The organism is Nocardia sp. PLKS1-43, assembly GCF_059510335.1.
Genome location: NZ_JCAJZQ010000003.1, coordinates 445,092 through 460,187 on the forward strand (window position 1 = coordinate 445,092; position 15,096 = coordinate 460,187).

The 15,096-nt window shown below is 67.8% G+C and carries 15 protein-coding genes; 9 read left to right on the forward strand and 6 right to left on the reverse strand.

What is annotated here, in order from left to right:
* Window positions 1-41 precede the first annotated feature (41 nt).
* The gene (locus tag AC5WS7_RS13835; RefSeq protein WP_495954862.1) at window positions 42-1,577 is read left to right on the forward strand and encodes a Rieske 2Fe-2S domain-containing protein; all 1,536 of its coding nucleotides are present in this window, start codon (window positions 42-44) and stop codon (window positions 1,575-1,577) included.
* 57 nt (window positions 1,578-1,634) lie between these two features.
* On the opposite strand, the gene AC5WS7_RS13840 is transcribed toward AC5WS7_RS13835, so the two are convergent.
* The 3 genes from AC5WS7_RS13840 to serS all read right to left on the reverse strand — a co-directional run bounded on the left by AC5WS7_RS13840 (window position 1,635) and on the right by serS (window position 6,093).
* Entirely contained in the window at window positions 1,635-2,672 is a 1,038-nt protein-coding gene (locus tag AC5WS7_RS13840; RefSeq protein ID WP_495954863.1) for a Gfo/Idh/MocA family protein, read from the reverse strand.
* A gap of 111 nt (window positions 2,673-2,783) precedes the next feature.
* Window positions 2,784-4,652 carry a putative bifunctional diguanylate cyclase/phosphodiesterase gene (locus tag AC5WS7_RS13845; protein ID WP_495954864.1) on the reverse strand — a complete coding sequence of 623 codons (1,869 nt, stop codon included), beginning with the start codon at window positions 4,650-4,652 and terminating at the stop codon, window positions 2,784-2,786.
* Between the two features lie 181 nt (window positions 4,653-4,833).
* Complete coding sequence (gene serS / locus AC5WS7_RS13850; RefSeq protein ID WP_495954865.1) at window positions 4,834-6,093, reverse strand: serine--tRNA ligase; 1,260 nt, start codon at window positions 6,091-6,093, stop codon at window positions 4,834-4,836.
* 271 nt (window positions 6,094-6,364) lie between these two features.
* Between serS and AC5WS7_RS13855 the strand changes: the two genes are divergently transcribed.
* The 5 genes from AC5WS7_RS13855 (at window position 6,365) to AC5WS7_RS13875 (ending at window position 10,421) form a co-directional block, all read left to right on the forward strand.
* Window positions 6,365-7,501 carry a septum formation family protein gene (locus AC5WS7_RS13855; protein ID WP_495954866.1) on the forward strand — a complete coding sequence of 379 codons (1,137 nt, stop codon included), beginning with the start codon at window positions 6,365-6,367 and terminating at the stop codon, window positions 7,499-7,501.
* 19 nt (window positions 7,502-7,520) lie between these two features.
* Entirely contained in the window at window positions 7,521-7,874 is a 354-nt protein-coding gene (locus AC5WS7_RS13860; protein WP_495954867.1) for a metallopeptidase family protein, read from the forward strand.
* Window positions 7,875-8,039: 165 nt separating this feature from the next.
* Window positions 8,040-8,363, forward strand: a complete 324-nt coding sequence (locus AC5WS7_RS13865; RefSeq protein WP_495954868.1) for a PE family protein — start codon at window positions 8,040-8,042, stop codon at window positions 8,361-8,363.
* Between the two features lie 46 nt (window positions 8,364-8,409).
* Complete coding sequence (locus AC5WS7_RS13870; protein ID WP_495954869.1) at window positions 8,410-9,594, forward strand: PPE domain-containing protein; 1,185 nt, start codon at window positions 8,410-8,412, stop codon at window positions 9,592-9,594.
* Between the two features lie 29 nt (window positions 9,595-9,623).
* A complete protein-coding gene (locus AC5WS7_RS13875; protein ID WP_495954870.1) occupies window positions 9,624-10,421 on the forward strand; it encodes an ESX secretion-associated protein EspG in 798 nt (265 codons plus the stop codon).
* Between the two features lie 43 nt (window positions 10,422-10,464).
* On the opposite strand, the gene AC5WS7_RS13880 is transcribed toward AC5WS7_RS13875, so the two are convergent.
* Genes AC5WS7_RS13880 through AC5WS7_RS13890 form a run of 3 tightly spaced genes read right to left on the reverse strand, consistent with a single transcriptional unit; the run spans window position 10,465 to window position 12,507 of the window.
* Entirely contained in the window at window positions 10,465-11,139 is a 675-nt protein-coding gene (locus AC5WS7_RS13880; RefSeq protein WP_495954871.1) for a histidine phosphatase family protein, read from the reverse strand.
* Entirely contained in the window at window positions 11,136-12,056 is a 921-nt protein-coding gene (gene pheA / locus AC5WS7_RS13885) for a prephenate dehydratase (RefSeq protein ID WP_495954872.1), read from the reverse strand. The genes AC5WS7_RS13880 and pheA overlap by 4 nt, the downstream gene beginning before the upstream one ends.
* Before the next feature lie 10 nt (window positions 12,057-12,066).
* On the reverse strand, window positions 12,067-12,507 hold the full coding sequence (locus AC5WS7_RS13890; RefSeq protein ID WP_495954873.1) for a hypothetical protein: 441 nt from the start codon (window positions 12,505-12,507) through the stop codon (window positions 12,067-12,069).
* 105 nt (window positions 12,508-12,612) lie between these two features.
* On the opposite strand from AC5WS7_RS13890, the gene AC5WS7_RS13895 reads away from it, so the two are divergent.
* The 3 genes from AC5WS7_RS13895 (at window position 12,613) to AC5WS7_RS13905 (ending at window position 15,000) form a co-directional block, all read left to right on the forward strand.
* Window positions 12,613-13,374, forward strand: a complete 762-nt coding sequence (locus AC5WS7_RS13895) for a DUF2470 domain-containing protein (RefSeq protein ID WP_495954874.1) — start codon at window positions 12,613-12,615, stop codon at window positions 13,372-13,374.
* A gap of 196 nt (window positions 13,375-13,570) precedes the next feature.
* Window positions 13,571-13,912, forward strand: a complete 342-nt coding sequence (locus tag AC5WS7_RS13900) for a hypothetical protein (RefSeq protein ID WP_495954875.1) — start codon at window positions 13,571-13,573, stop codon at window positions 13,910-13,912.
* A gap of 248 nt (window positions 13,913-14,160) precedes the next feature.
* Window positions 14,161-15,000 carry an SAM-dependent methyltransferase gene (locus tag AC5WS7_RS13905; protein WP_495954876.1) on the forward strand — a complete coding sequence of 280 codons (840 nt, stop codon included), beginning with the start codon at window positions 14,161-14,163 and terminating at the stop codon, window positions 14,998-15,000.
* Window positions 15,001-15,096 lie beyond the last annotated feature (96 nt).

Sequence of the window (15,096 nt, forward strand, 5' to 3'; positions counted from 1 at the left end):
TCGGTACCCTGGGTGACCGGCAACGTATCGGAGGGAAGTTCGTGGAGATCACCAGCGTCGGACACGCCGGGTTCCATATCCGTACCGCGGCCGGGACGATCCTGTGTGATCCCTGGGTCAACCCGGCGTATTTCGCGTCCTGGTTCCCGTTCCCGGACAACACCGGACTGGACTGGGACGAGCTGGGCAACTGCGATTTCCTGTACGTCTCGCACCTGCACCGCGACCATTTCGACGCGCAGCACCTGACCGACCACGTCAGCAAGGACGCGACCGTGCTGCTGCCGGATTACCCGGTGCCGGATCTGCGTCGTGAACTGGAGAAGCTCGGCTTCACGAAGTTCATCGAAACCGAGAATTCGGTCAAGCGGACCATCACCGGGCCGGGCGGCGAGATGGATATCATGATCATCGCGCTGCGCGCCCCCGCGGACGGCCCGATCGGCGACTCCGGGCTGGTCGTCTCGGACGGCGAGACGGTGTGCTTCAACATGAACGACGCCCGTCCGGTCGATATGGACGTCCTGCACGAGACGTTCGGGCACATAGATATTCATCTGCTGCAGTATTCGGGCGCGATCTGGTACCCGATGGTCTACGACATCCCGACGCGCACCAAGTCGAACTTCGGCAAGCAGAAGCGGCAGCGCGGGATGGACCGGGCGCGCAGCTATATCGAGCAGGTCGGGGCGACCTGGGTGGTCCCCTCGGCCGGTCCCCCGGTCTTCCTGGACGACGAGTTGCGTTACCTCAACGACGATCACGGCGACGAGGGCAACATATTCCCGGACCAGATCGTCTTCCTCGAGCAGATGCGGATCCACGGCAATTCCGGTGGCGTGCTGATGATTCCGGGTTCGGTCGCCGACGTGCGCGGCAAGGAGCTCGAGCTCACCCACCCGGTCGATCCGGACGAGATCTACGGGGACAAGGCCGGATACATCGAGCGGATGGCGCAGCGGATGGCTCCGGCGCTGGCCGCGCAGAAGGCGACCTGGGCGACCGGCGACGAGCCGCTGCTACCGCAGTTGCGCGACCTGTTCGAGCCGATCATGGCGCAGAGCGACCTGATCTGCGACGGTATCGGCTATCCGGTCGGGCTGGTGCTGGGCGAGGAGACGTTCGTACTGGACTTTCCGAAGCGAAAGGTGCGCGAGCCGATCGAGGGCGAGGGCCGGTACCGCTACGGCTTCCGGATCGATCCGCAGCTGGTGCGCACGGTGCTGCGCGATCACGAACCCGATTGGGTGAACACGATCTTCCTGTCCACGCGGTTCCAGGCGTGGCGCATCGGCGGCTACAACGAATTCCTCTACACCTTCTTCAAATGCCTCACCGATGAGCGAATCGCCTACGCGGACGGCTGGTTCGCCGAGGCGCACGACGATTCGGCATCGACCGAGCTGGCCGGCTGGGAGGTGCAGCGCCGCTGCCCGCACCTCAAAGCCGATCTGTCCAAATTCGGTGTGGTCGAAGGCAATACCCTCACCTGCAATCTGCACGGCTGGCAGTGGGATCTGGAGTCGGGGCGGTGCAAGACGTCCAAGGGGCACGAGCTGCGCTCGCGTAAGCTCTGAGGGCCGCGTCCGCATGGTCCCCGCGCAATGCGTTCCGGCGGCGGGTTTCCCGCCGGATCACTCGCCCGCGGCGGACATCCGGGCTTCCTCCAGAACCTGCAAGGTGGCCACCGCGTCGTTCGGATCGACCGGGACCGGGGCGCCGTCCAGCAGGGCGGCGGCCATCTCCGCGTAGAACGCCGGATAGTTCCCCGGCTCGGCGGGCACCGGATAGGTCTTCTCCGGGGTGCCCAGTGTGCCCCAGTTCTCCGAATCCACTGTGCCCCAAGGTTGTCCGTCGCCCGGTCGGCGCCCCGCGCGCAACGCGTCCTCCTGCGGGTCCAGCCCGAAGGTGAGAAATCCGCTCTCCGAACCGAGTACCCGCATCCGGGGACCCAGGCGCGGGGTGACCGCACTCATCCACAGGTGCGAGCGGACGCCGGAATCGTGCGTGAGCGCGATGAAGGCGTCGTCGTCGGACCGCACATCCGGTCGGCGGCAATCCAATTCGCAGTAGACCTCGGTCGCCGGCCCGAACAGGGTCAGCGCCTGATCGATCAGATGACTGCCCAGGTCGTACAGGATGCCGGCGCCGTCGGCGGCGTCGCCGACCTCGCGCCAACTCCCCTTGCTGACCGGCCGCCAGCGCTCGAACCGGGATTCGAACCGGCGCACCTGCCCGAGCTCCCCGGCCTCGATCAGTCGGCGCAACGTCAGAAAGTCGCTGTCCCACCGGCGATTCTGGAAGACCGACAGGACCAGCCCGGCCTGCTCGGCTGTCGCGATAACCTCGAGCGCCTCATCCGCGGTGAGCGCGAACGGCTTGTCCACCACCACCGGCAGTCCCGCGTTCAGCGCTTGCACGGCCAACGGTGCGTGGGTGCGATTGGGGGTGGCGATCACGACCAGATCGACGCCGTCCGGATCGGCGAACAGCTCATCGGCGGAAGCGACCACCCGCACACCCGGATACGTCGCGAGGGCCCGCTCGGCGCGCTCGGCGGCGGAGGTGACCACCGCGGCCACCCGCATCCTGGGCTCCGCGGCGATCAGTGGCGCGTGGAACACCGCACCGGCCAGCCCGTACCCGACCACGGCCACACCCAATTCCGCCATCCAGCTGCCTTTCGCTCCGGCCGTCACCCGCGCGGCGTCAGTTCACCCGCGATTGTCCGGTACGAAACGATATCCCGCTGAACGACCACGCCGGGAAGATGATCCGTCCGGCTACTCGCCGCCGAAGGCCCCCGGATCGTGGCCGGTATCCATCGGAATCCAGCCGTTGGCGGAGAATTCGTGGTCGGGCACGCCCGCGCCGACCAGACCGTGCTGATCGTTCAGGTCGTTGATGAGATCGGCCACCGGATGCGAATCGCTGTAGTGATATCCCTGCGCGAGCGCGAAACCGAGTTCGGTGAGCACCGCGGCCTGATATTCGGTCTCCACACCCTCGGCGATGACCTGCAGATCCAGCGACCGGCTCAGTGCCGCAATGACTCCCAGCAGGGGCGGGGCCGGCGAATCGGAGCGGATCGCCGCGACGAAGGACTGGTCCACCTTCAGGATGTCGCTGGGAATGGTGGCCAGCCGGCTCAGCGAGGAATACCCGGTGCCGAAATCGTCGATGGCGATGCGCACGCCGCGTTCGCGCAACGTAGCGAGATTGCCGATGGCCGTCTGGGATTCGGCCGCGAGCTCACTCTCGGTGACCTCCAGCACGAGCTGATCCGCCGGCCAGCCGGTATCGTTCAGAATGTTCGAAACCCGGTCGGCATAATCGGATTCGGCCAGTTCCAGGCCGCTCACATTGACGTTCAGGGTCAGATCGAGCTGGGCGAAGGTCTCCTGCAGCCGTGCGGCGTCGGCGCAGGCCCGGCGCAGCACCAACTCGTCCAGATCGGCGATGAGGTCGTATTCCTCGGCAACCCGGATCAGCCCCTCGGTGGTGACATCGGGCTGCGCACTCGAGGACCAGCGCAGCAGCGCCTCCACCCCGACCGCACGGCCCGCACCGTCTTCGCTCAGGCTCACGATCGGCTGGTAGTGCACATCCAGCGCGCCCTTATCGATGGCCTCGCGCAACTCCACCGCCAGCGGCAGCTGCCGGGAGGACTCCAGCACGGTCCGGTTGCGACCGGCCTGCTTGGCCCGGTAGAGGCCGACGTCCGCGCGACTCACCAGCAGCGATCCGGATTCGCCGGGCTGCCAGGAGGTCACACCCGCGGAACATCCGGTGGTGACCGCGGCCCGCAGCTGCTCGGTGAGCAGAATCGCGGCCTGTTCGGTGGTATTGGGCAACAGCAGGGCGAAGGCGTCACCGCCGTATCGGGCCAGCTGCTGATCCGGAGCGAGCAGTTTGGACCAGGTATCGGCCACGCGCTGCAGCACCGCGTCACCCGCGCGATGACCGAGATGGTCGTTGATCTTCTGAAAACGGTCCAGATCCACCAGAACCAGTGCGAGTCCCTGACCACTGCGCGCGGCGTGTGCGATCGCATTGCTGAGCGTGCGATCGAATCCGCGCCGGTTGAGCAGGCCGGTCAGGACGTCGATATCGGCGTCCGAGGCCATCCGGGTCAGAATGCCCACCACGATGCCGGCCCCGACGGTCACCCCGGCCGGAATCACTCCCGACCACCACGGCAGCTCCCTCGAGGGAACCACCCACAGGCACAGCAGCACCGCGAAGCTCACGTGGGCCGCAACCCATTTCCAGCCGAAGAAGATCGCGGCGTCGCAGGCGATGAACACGTAGAACGCGGAGAGCCCGATCGCCCCGACGGTATTGGGGAACCAGTGCACCGCGATCGTCACCAGCACCGTCGCGAGGGCGACGTAGCCGTGATGAATCGAATGCGGCAGCCGCGGGCCCCAGATCAGCAGGCTCACGCCCAGCAACAACGCCACCGCGGCGGCCGCGCCCACCAGCGGCCGATTCCCTTCCGAGCCCGGGGCTATCGCGGTCAGCAGCAGACCGAGCACCCCGCCCATCACATAGAACGCCCCGGTGGTCCGGGCCATGACCCTTGCCGTCGCCAGCGCCGAAACCGTCCGCACCCGCGTCCGGGTATCGACGCGCGAGCCGATTCCGCGCACGGCCCCTAGCCTAGACACAGTTGACCCGAGCGGTTGTCACATCCGCAGGAATCGCCGAGCAAAGTCGGTTCCCGATCCCCACTTCCCCGCTTTCCCCGGCGAGTCGGGAAATGCCGTGGCTCTGTCGAATTCGTTCGCAAATCATTAGCTACCGATGCCCGGAGGTAGGTGACCTCGGACTCTAGACCGCCTCCAAGATCTCCTTACCCACGAACGGCACCAGCGCCTCGGGCACCCGCACCGAACCGTCGGCCCGCTGATGGTTCTCCAGCAGGGCGACGATCCAGCGCGTGGTGGCCAGCGTGCCGTTCAGGGTCGCGGCGATCTGCGGTTTGCCGTTCTCGTCGCGGTACCGCACCGACAGCCGACGCGCTTGGAACGTGGTGCAATTCGAGGTCGAGGTGAGCTCGCGATAGGTCTGCTGGGTCGGAACCCAGGCCTCGCAGTCGAATTTGCGCGCCGCCGAGCTGCCCAGATCACCGGCGGCCACATCGATCACCCGATACGGCACCTCGAGCGCGGCCAGCATCTCCTTCTCCCAGCCGAGCAGCCGCCGATGTTCGGCGTCGGCGTCCTCGGGCTTGCAGTAGACGAACATCTCGACCTTGTCGAACTGGTGCACCCGGATGATGCCGCGGGTGTCCTTGCCGTAGCTGCCCGCCTCCCGGCGGAAGCACGACGACCAGCCCGCATAGCGCTTGGGCCCGGCCGACAGATCCAGGATCTCGCCCGAGTGGTAGCCCGCCAGCGGAACCTCCGAGGTGCCGACCAGATACAGGTCGTCCTCCTCGAGCCGGTAGACCTCCGCGGCGTGCTGCCCCAGGAAACCGGTGCCGGCCATGATCTCCGGACGCACCAGCACCGGCGGGATCATCATGGTGAAGCCGTTGGCGGTGGCGCGCTGCGCGGCCAGCTGCAACAGGCCCAGCTGCAACAGCGCGCCGTATCCGGTCAGGAAGTAGAACCGCGCGCCGGACACCTTCGCCCCGCGCTCCATATCGATCAGCCCGAGCGATTCGCCCAGTTCCAGATGGTCCTTCGGGGTGAAGTCGAATTCGGGTGCGCTGCCGATGGTTTCGAGCAGGATGAAATCGTCCTCGCCGCCCGCGGGCGCGCCCTCCTGCACGACGTTCGACAGCGCGCGCTGCGCGAGGTCGAGTTCGGCGTTCGCGGCGTGCTCCGCGGCCTCGGCCTCCTTGACCTTCGCCGACAACTCCTGCCCGTGCGCCAGCAGACCGGCCCGCTCGTCGGGGGACGCCTTGCCGACCTTCTTGCCCAGCGCCTTCTGCTCGGCGCGCAGGGAGTCGGCGTTCGCCACCGCAGCGCGCCGGGCGGCGTCGGCCTCGAGCAGGGCGTCCACCAACGCCGGGTCCTCACCCCGCGCCCGCTGTGACGCGCGGACGACATCGGGCTGCTCACGCAGGAATCGGAGGTCGATCATGGGGACCAAGCCTATCGGGCCCAGTCCACCCATATTCCGCAGGTCCGCGCCCCGCCGCGACAACACCTGCTTCAGGACCACCTCCGAGAACCTCGTTCCGCCAACCTCGGACAACGTCGACCCCGAGGTTCGCGGCCCGTCTCGCCGGTCGGACGCGTGGCAGGTGCGAGGAACGAGTGCCCGACACGGGGCCGACCGGTGAGACCCCAAGGGGCCGCGAACACGCCGGAGCGCAGCGGAGGCCGAAGATACCGTGCCATGATGGACCGCGATGTCCTCCGAACAGGCGCCCGCGCGCGCACCCGAGCACGGACCCGGCCCCGGGTGGGCCGAGTCGGCTTCCGAGTGGGACGACACCGCCGCCGAGCCGGACCCGGCCGCGCCGCGCGCGGGCAGGCGCGTACATCTGCCCGCGCACAAGATGCGGTGGGGGCTGCTCGCGGTGGCCGTGGGGGCGCTGGTCGCGGCGATCGTGACGCTGTCCATCTCCGGGTTCCGCTCCTCGCACGGCCTCGAGGCGCGCGATCCGGGCGGCGGCGGTCCGGTCGGGCGGAACAATTCGGTATTCGGCACCGCGAAGTCGGGCGACTGCCTGACCTGGACCAATCCCAAGACCCTGGATCTGTCGAAGGTCAACTGCGCGGACAAGCATCTGTTCGAGGTCACCGCCGACATCGATCTGAGCGACTATCCGGGCCGGGAATTCGGTCCGGGCACCCGCTTCCCGGATTCACTGCGATTCGCGGAACTGCGGGACGAGCACTGCGTCACCGCGGCGCAGGCCTACCTGGGCGGCCGCCTGGACCCGCGCGGACGTTTCGTGGTCGGCATGATCAATCCCGGTGAGCCCGCGTGGAACAAGGGGGATCGCACGGTGCGCTGCGGACTGCAACTGGTCAGCGCCACCGGAAACGCCACCCAGCAGACCGTCGGACGGGTGCGCGACAGCGATCAGTCGCGCGTCTCCGATCCCGGCACCTGCATCGGCATCAACCAGAACCTGCCGACCAACGAACCGGTCGACTGCTCCGAACCGCATGCGTACGAAGTGATGTCGAGCGTCGATCTGGGCCAGCAGTTCGGCAGCGGCACGCCCGCGAACGCCGATCAGGACAAGTACATGCAGGATCAGTGCGCACGCGTCGCGGATTCCTATCTCGGCGGTCCGAAGGCCCTGATCAACAAGACGCTCACCATCTTCTGGGACAACATCGACGCCCGCAGCTGGCTGGTGGGCAGTCACAAGCTGAACTGCCTGGTGGGCAAGGGCACCAAGGACGGGTTCTCCTCGATCACCGGATCGGCCAAGGGCAACATCCTGATCGACGGCCAGGCTCCGGTGCCGCCGCCGAGCAGCGGCCGGTCCACTCCCGCTCCGCTGCCCGGCGCGGCCCCGCCGGTACGTTGAGTCCGCGGGACCGATCGCGATGAGCGTTTCGATGTCACCGGAGCGGTTCGAGGAATTGGTCGGCGACGCACTGGATCTGATCCCGCCCGAACTCACCCGGGCCATCGATAACGTGGTCGTGCTGATCGAACCGCGCAATCCGGAGGATCCACATCTGCTCGGTCTCTACCAGGGCATCGCGCTGACCGAGCGGATCGACAGCCAGTACGGCGGCGCACTGCCGGACACCGTCACGATCTACCGGGAACCCATTCTCGGCATCTGCGATACCGCGGAGCAGGTCGTGAACGAGGTGGCAATCACCGTAATTCATGAGATGGCTCACTATTTCGGCATTGACGAAGCCCGGCTGCATGAGCTGGGATGGGGATAGTCCTGTCCGCGGGGGGATTCGAACCCGTAAACTTCGGACTCGAGGGAACCGGATCGCGGTGCGCCGCGTCCAAGAACTCGTAGGGGGAATTCTCGTGGTTCCACCGAAGGGGCGGCCTGTGCCGGTCCTACAGTTGACTAGCTGCCACCAGAAGGAGTTCGAGTCATGGTAGATCTCGTTCACGTCGACGCCGAAATCGTGCTCGCGGCCGCCGGTGAGCTCGACCTGCTGGCCGATCGTCTCGCCGCGGCCCAGGGGCTGAGCGCACCCGCCACCCATGTCGTCCCGTCGGGCGCCGAAGAGGTCTCCCTCTTGGCCGCCAACCACTTCAACGAGGGCGCGGCCACGCACGACGCGTCCATCGCGCAGGGCATCGTCGAGTTGCGAAACGCCGCTCAGACGTTGCGGATCCAGGTGGCCGAGTACGCCGCGCAGGACGCCGTCCGCGCCGCGGGCATCACCGCGGTCCAGACCGCACTCGAGCTCTGACCGAGACCACTTACTTCTTCGACGTCAACCACAGGGGAAAAGAACAATGGTTGCTGGAATCACCGGCGTGGTCTGGGAAGCCCGTCCGGCCGAAATCAACTCGGCCACGCTGAATCTCGGTGCGCACGCGGTGCCGATCGCGGCCGCGGGGACCGCCTGGGCGGGTCTGACTGCGGCGTGGACCGATGCCACCGCGACGCTCACCCGCGTGATGGCCGAACTGGGCGTCGGCCTGTTGGGTGTCAACGGTATCGCCGCCATGGCTCAGCTCACCGCCTTCACCGGCTGGTGCGGCGAGCAGACCGCGATGGCCGCCGCGATGGGCGCCAAGGCCGCCGCCAACGCGACCGCCTATACCGTTGCCTCACTGGTCATGCCGAGCCCGCCGGAGATCGCGGCCGTCGACGCGGCCCGCGTCGCGGCGCACACCACCGGCGGCGACCTGTGCGGCGCCGGCGAGGCCGCCGAGGCCGCCTACATGGAGGTGCAGATCCGCGCCGCGCTGGTGATGGAGACCTACGAGGCAGCGACCTCGCTCATGGTCGCCACCCCCGCCGCCTTCATGATGCCGCCGCCTATCGCGGTCGGCGCCGGAACCGTCGGCGGCGCACTGGATGTCGCCCAGGCCGTGCAGGCCGATGTCAACCCGGTGGCCAACGCGTTCTCCGCCGCGCAGGCGGCGATCTCCAGCCCGGGCGGCACCGATGCCGCGACCCAGGTCGCGGGCGTCGCCGGGTCCGTGGCCACCTCGGCCGTGCCGACCGTCGGTGATGCCGTCGGCAGCACCATCTCCGCGGCCACCACCACTTCCACCGCCTCGCCGGGCATGTCCACGACCATGATCGGCGGACTCGGCGGACTCGGCGGACTCGGCGGCGGCGCTATCGCCACACGGGCGGTGTCCTTCGCGGGCGGCGGCTCGGTCAGCATCGGTAACGGTGCGGGCAATCTGCAGATCCCGGAGGGCTGGGGCGCGGGCCTGGGTACCAACTTCCCGACCGCCAATGTGCCCGAGGTCGCGCCGACCACTCCGACGAGCGCCAACGCCACCCAGCCCGCCTCGACCCGTCCGGTCAGCAGCGGAAATCCGTTGCTGGGCAACCAGGTCGAAGAGGACGACGAGGACCTCGAGCACAAGAACGAACTGGTACACGGCGAATACTTCAACGACGGCCGGATCATCGCGGCGGGCGTCATCGGCGGCGATCCCAGCGCGGAGTCCGCTAGGTGACGGTTCTCGGCGCTGGACGGGGTGGGGCCATGCTCGAATCTGTAGTGCTGACACTGGACGAGATGCAGTTCCTGCTGGATAAATTGCAGATCAGCCAGGTTCCGGTCGTACTGGACACCTTCTCCCGGTACGACACGGACGTCCGGCGCAAGGAGGCGTTCGATGCGGCCGCCGAGTCGCTCGCGGCGCGCGATCTTCTGGACGGCGAATTCGTTCACCGGGATCTGGAAGACCGGCTGCGGGCACTGGACCGGCCGCACTGGGCGATCGCCGTGCGCTGGTACGTCGGTGAGCTGGTGAATCGGATGTGCATCGCCAAGGGTGACGAGATGGAGGTGGTCGCCCTGCGCGGGCCCGACACCTACGTCATCAGCGAGGCCTCGCACGATCTGCCCGGCACCATCCTCGCCGCACTCGGCCCGGCGGATCCGCTCGAACTCGAGGGGATGAACGTACTCACCGAGGAACTGCAACCCATCCTCGATGACGCTGGTGACAGCAACGCCACCGCACAGCGCCTGAGCCGGGTGGGCCGCCCGCCCCGGGATGCGCAGACCCTTGCCGCGGCGCTGGTCGAGGTGCCCTCGCACGCCTCGATCGTGGGCGTGATCTACGGCGACGGCAGCCGCGATATCGCCGACGGCGCGATCGCCGTCTTCAACACCCGCAACGGCCGGTTCATCACGACCACCACCCGGTCCGAGGACGACGTGCAGTGGACCTCACTGGCGACGGGCACCACCGGGCGGCTGCGCACGGCGATCAAGGATCTCATCGAAAAGCTGCCGCTGCGAGCGGAATTCAACCCGCCCGCGGGCGCGATCTGAATCTGGTTCGAGCGCGCCGGCATCCGCTGCATTCCGCGGGCGCTCAGCCCATCGGGTTGTCGGCGTCCGGCTCGGCCTCGTACAGGAACGGCGGGGTGAACCGGCCCCAGCGCGTGCACTCCCAGGACAGGAATTCGGTTCCGGCATAACGCGGTAGCAGTTCGATGGTCTCGGTGTTGTCGAGATGGTTGTTCGTGGTGAACGGCGGGGTGACACCGCCCAGGGTCATACCGACCAGCCGCATCGCCGCGCCGTGGCTGACCACCAGGATGTCGCCGTCCTCGCCCGAGGACAGGTAGGACTGCCGAAGTCTTTCCAGCACGGGCAGATACCGGTCGAGCACATCGTGGCCGGATTCCCCGCCGGGCAACCGACGGTCCAATTCGCCCAGATGCCAGGACTTGTAGATCGTCTGGAAGAGTTCGTGCGCCGATTCGGCATCGCTGCCCTCGAGCTCGCCGACGAATACCTCCGACAGTCCGTCGAGCGCCTGCGCGGGAACCCCGGTCACCGATTCGATGTGCTGTGCGGTCTGCCGGGCTCGCAGCGCCTGCGAGCTGAACAGTTTGCGCGGCGGTTCGGCCAATGCGGCGCCGAACGCTTTCGCCTGTGCCACACCGCGTTCGGTCAGCGGACGACCGGGCACCTTGGTATCGAGAATTTTGGCGACATTTCCCTCGGTCTCGCCGTGCCGCACCAGGACGAGTCTGCCGCTCATAGGTCGGCCGTTCCCTTCTTCAGATCTGCCAGCCACGCCGCGGCGGGTTCGTCGGACGGCGGTGGTGCCCCGGTGGGTGAGCCCGCGGGCCACGAACCGAGGAAGCGAATCCGCCCCGCGGTGCGATGTAATGCCTTGAGCGCCTCCGCAACCGCGGTGTCGTCGATATGCCCGACGCAGTCCAGATAGAACCGGTACGTACCCATTCCGGTGCGGGTGGGCCGGGATTCGATGCGGGTGAGATCGACTCCGCGCGTGGCGAATTCGGCGAATACTCGCATCAGCGAACCCGGTTCGTTGGCCAGTTCCAGCACGACCAGCGAGGTCCGGTCCGCGCCGGTGCGCGGCGGGGCCTGCCGGGGCCGGGTGACGAGCACGAATCGCGTGACCGCCTGATCGTGATCGGCCACCCCGGACGCCAGCGCCGTCAGCCCGAGCCGTTCCCCGGCCAGCGTGGTCGATACGGCCGCATCGGCATGTCCGGCAACGACGTCCTCGGCGGCGGCCGCATTGGAGGCCGAGGTGTACATCGCGGCCTGCGGCAGATGCTCGTCCAGCCAACCCCGAACCTGGGCCGCCGCAACCGGATAGGCGGCGATGGTGCGCACGTCGTCGAGCGCGATGCCCGGGCGAGCGACGATCGTGAAGGCGACGTCGAGTTCGGTCTCGGCCACGATCTGCAGCCGCGGCCCGAGAGCGAGCGCGTCGAGCGTCGGCGAGATCGAACCCTCCACCGAACTCTCGATGGGTACCACCGCACCCTCGACCGCGCCGGCCCGGATCAGCTCCAGCGCCGCACCCTGACTGGTCGCGGCGATCCGTTCGACCGGCTCGTCGAAGACATCGGCGGACTCGAGCTGGGCAAGGGCCATCTCGGTGAACGTTCCCGATGGTCCGAAATAGGCGATACGCGGCACGGATACGACATTACCGACCGGTTGCCGGTGGGCTCGGAGTTTGCAGCACTTCCAGGGCTTTCGCGACGGTGTCCGGCGTTTCCGACTCGATCGCCAGCAGCACACCGCGCAACGCCTCGACCGCCGCCGGTCCCAGTCCGCGCAGGAAGTCGAGGTCCGGACGGGTCAGTGCGCGGCGGATGTCCTCGCCGCAGAGTGCGGCGACCGTCGCGGCGACGACGCCCACGGCCCGTTCCCCGGAATCGGTGCGGGCGATGAATCCGCCGGCGGAGTGCGCGGCCACGACGAGGAATTCGGCCACCTGGACATCGGGCAGTCCGGCGTCCAACACGGGCGCGTCCGGAACCTCCGACAGCGGCCGGACCAGCCCGTCCGCCAGATCGGCCCGGGATGCGGCGGGCATGGACAACGTCAGCGGAACCGGTTCGGCGGCGGCGGAATCGTGCGGCACATTTCCACCGTAGCGATCGAAATGCTTGCACAACCGGGCACATTCACTTAGCTTAGGTTTACCTAACTGATACACCGTGGCCGGGACCAGCCCTGGAGGTAATGCATGCGACCGAATCCGACCCTCGCGCCATCCACCGCCGAACGGATCCGCAACGCCTGCGCACATGCCGATCAAGCGATGCTGGCCCTGCCCGGAATGGATCCGGCGACCATCACCGTCCACCACCTGCGCCAGTGCGGTGACGCCGTGGTCGCGGTGCCGATCGACTCACCCGCGGTTGCCGCCGCACGCAGCGGTGAGGGTGGCGTCCAGGCTGTTCTGGAACTCACCGACCGCACGCCGCTGCCGTTGCGGGAACCGGTGCGGGCGCTGGTCTGGCTGCGCGGGCGGGTGCGCACCGTCCCCGCCGGCACGCAGCGCCTGCTCGCCTCGGCCGTCGCCGAGGACCATCCGCATCCGGCCCTGCTCGACGTCGGGCACACCACGACCCTGCTGCGCCTGATGATCAATTCCGCGGTGCTGGCGGATTCGACCGGGGCGGAATCGGTCTGCCACGCGGATCTGCGCGAGGCGCGCCCCGACCCGTTCTGGGAGCTCGAGGCGGCCTGGCTGCAGCATATGGACGCCGATCACGCCGACGTCGTCGCCCAGCTCGCCCGCCACCTGCCGACCCGGCTGCGCGGCGGCGCGATCCACCCCCTCGCGATCGACCGTTACGGCATCAGCCTGCGCATCGAGACCGACGAGGAGGACCACGACGTGCGCCTGCCCTTCCAGGCCCCGGTCGAGGACGTCCAATCCCTCAGCCGCGCAGTGCGAATCCTCGCCGGCTGCCCGTTCCTGCACGGCATGCGCCGGATGTAGCCCACCTGCCCGACACCGCCCACTGAACGAAATTCCCGCAACGCCACACCAATTCACCCGCTCCGCAGTAGTGTCCGGCTCGGTGCTCGAAGTTGGCCCAGGCGATACCGCCCATTCATCCGGTCGGCGCGTAGCGGCCATCACCCGATGTAGGAGTGATCCCCGGGACCTCCCGGGGCCGAACGTTAGGAAGAAAATGGTTCGTCAAGCCCTGGTCCAGACGGCACGAGTGCTCGTCGCGGGCGCCTTGCCCGTTGCCGCGATGGCAGTGTTCGCCAGCGGAGCCTCCGCCGATGCGAGTGTGCCCGCGGCGTCGGCTGTTACTCGGCCGATTGCGGCGGGTGTTCCGCTGGAGCCGGTGACCACCAACCCGCACGCCCAGTACCCGGATCCGGTCCTCAACGGCGCGGCCGGCGGTGCGGCAATCGGCTCGGCCACCGGATCGTTCATCAATCCGCTGCCGACCCTGCTCGGCGCGGCGATCGGCGCCGGCGTGGGCGTCGCGCGGCCCGACCTGGTTCCGCAGATCCTGCCCTGATCCGGTCGCCTGCCAGGCTGGAGGGCCCTGTCGCAGCTTGCCGCATTGGATGCGAGTCATGGTGGACTCTCGCCCTTGCGGCGGCCGATGACTTTGCAGCACAACGTCACTCGCGTGCCGGGCTGCAACATGAGCCCCCCATCCGGCGGGTAACGGTCTCGCTGCGCTCCTTGCGCTCGACGCGGTGTTGGCCGTCGGGGTACGGAATACGCCGCGCATACGCCGCGGCCATCACGGAGAGGATCACCATGCCGGAAGGCCACGAGACCGGTGGACGACTACCGACCACGATCGACACCACGATCCCGCATGAGGCACGCTTCTACGACTACTGGCTCGGCGGCGTCGACAACTATCCGGCCGACCGCAGACTCGGTGACGAGATCGCCGCGCACATCCCAGGCATTCGCAGCATGGCGCGGGCGAACCGCGCTTTCCTGGGCCGCACCGTGCGGTACGCGATCACCGAACTGGGCATCACCCAATTCCTCGATATCGGCACCGGCCTGCCGACCGCGCGCAACACCCACCAGGTCGCGCAGGAGGTGAATCCCGCGGCGCGCATCGTGTACGTGGACAAAGATCCGCTCGTGCTGGCCCACGCCCGTGCGCTCATGAAGAGCCCGCCCGAGGGCCGGACCGCCTTCATCCATGCCGATCTGCGCGAGCCCGAGTCGATTCTGCGCGATCCCGGACTCACGCGGACTCTGGACATGGACCGGCCGATCGGGATCATGCTGATCTCGGTGCTGATGTACTTCCGCGACTCCGACGGGATACACGATATTGTCGCGCGGTACCTGGACGCCGTCCCGCCAGGGAGTTCCCTGGCAATCAGTCACGCCACCGCGGATTTCAATACCCGGGGCGCCCAGCGCGCCGCGGAAGCCGCGGAGCGCAGCGGCATAACCATGATCACCCGCAACTTCACGGAGACCGAGAAGTTCTTCGCTGGAACACATCTGCTGCCGCCCGGCGTCACGACGCTGGAGGACTGGCATCCCGAGCTGGCAGAGGTTCCGCTGTTCGACGTCGAACCCCATACGGGTCCGGCCTGGGCCTGGTGCGGAATGGGGCGCAAACCCTGAAGCCACGGTTTGCATTGCCACCATGGTGGCCATTGGGCGGCCGATAGACGTCCCGTGATCTGATCGAGACGCACAGATTGCAGTACGAATAACTTT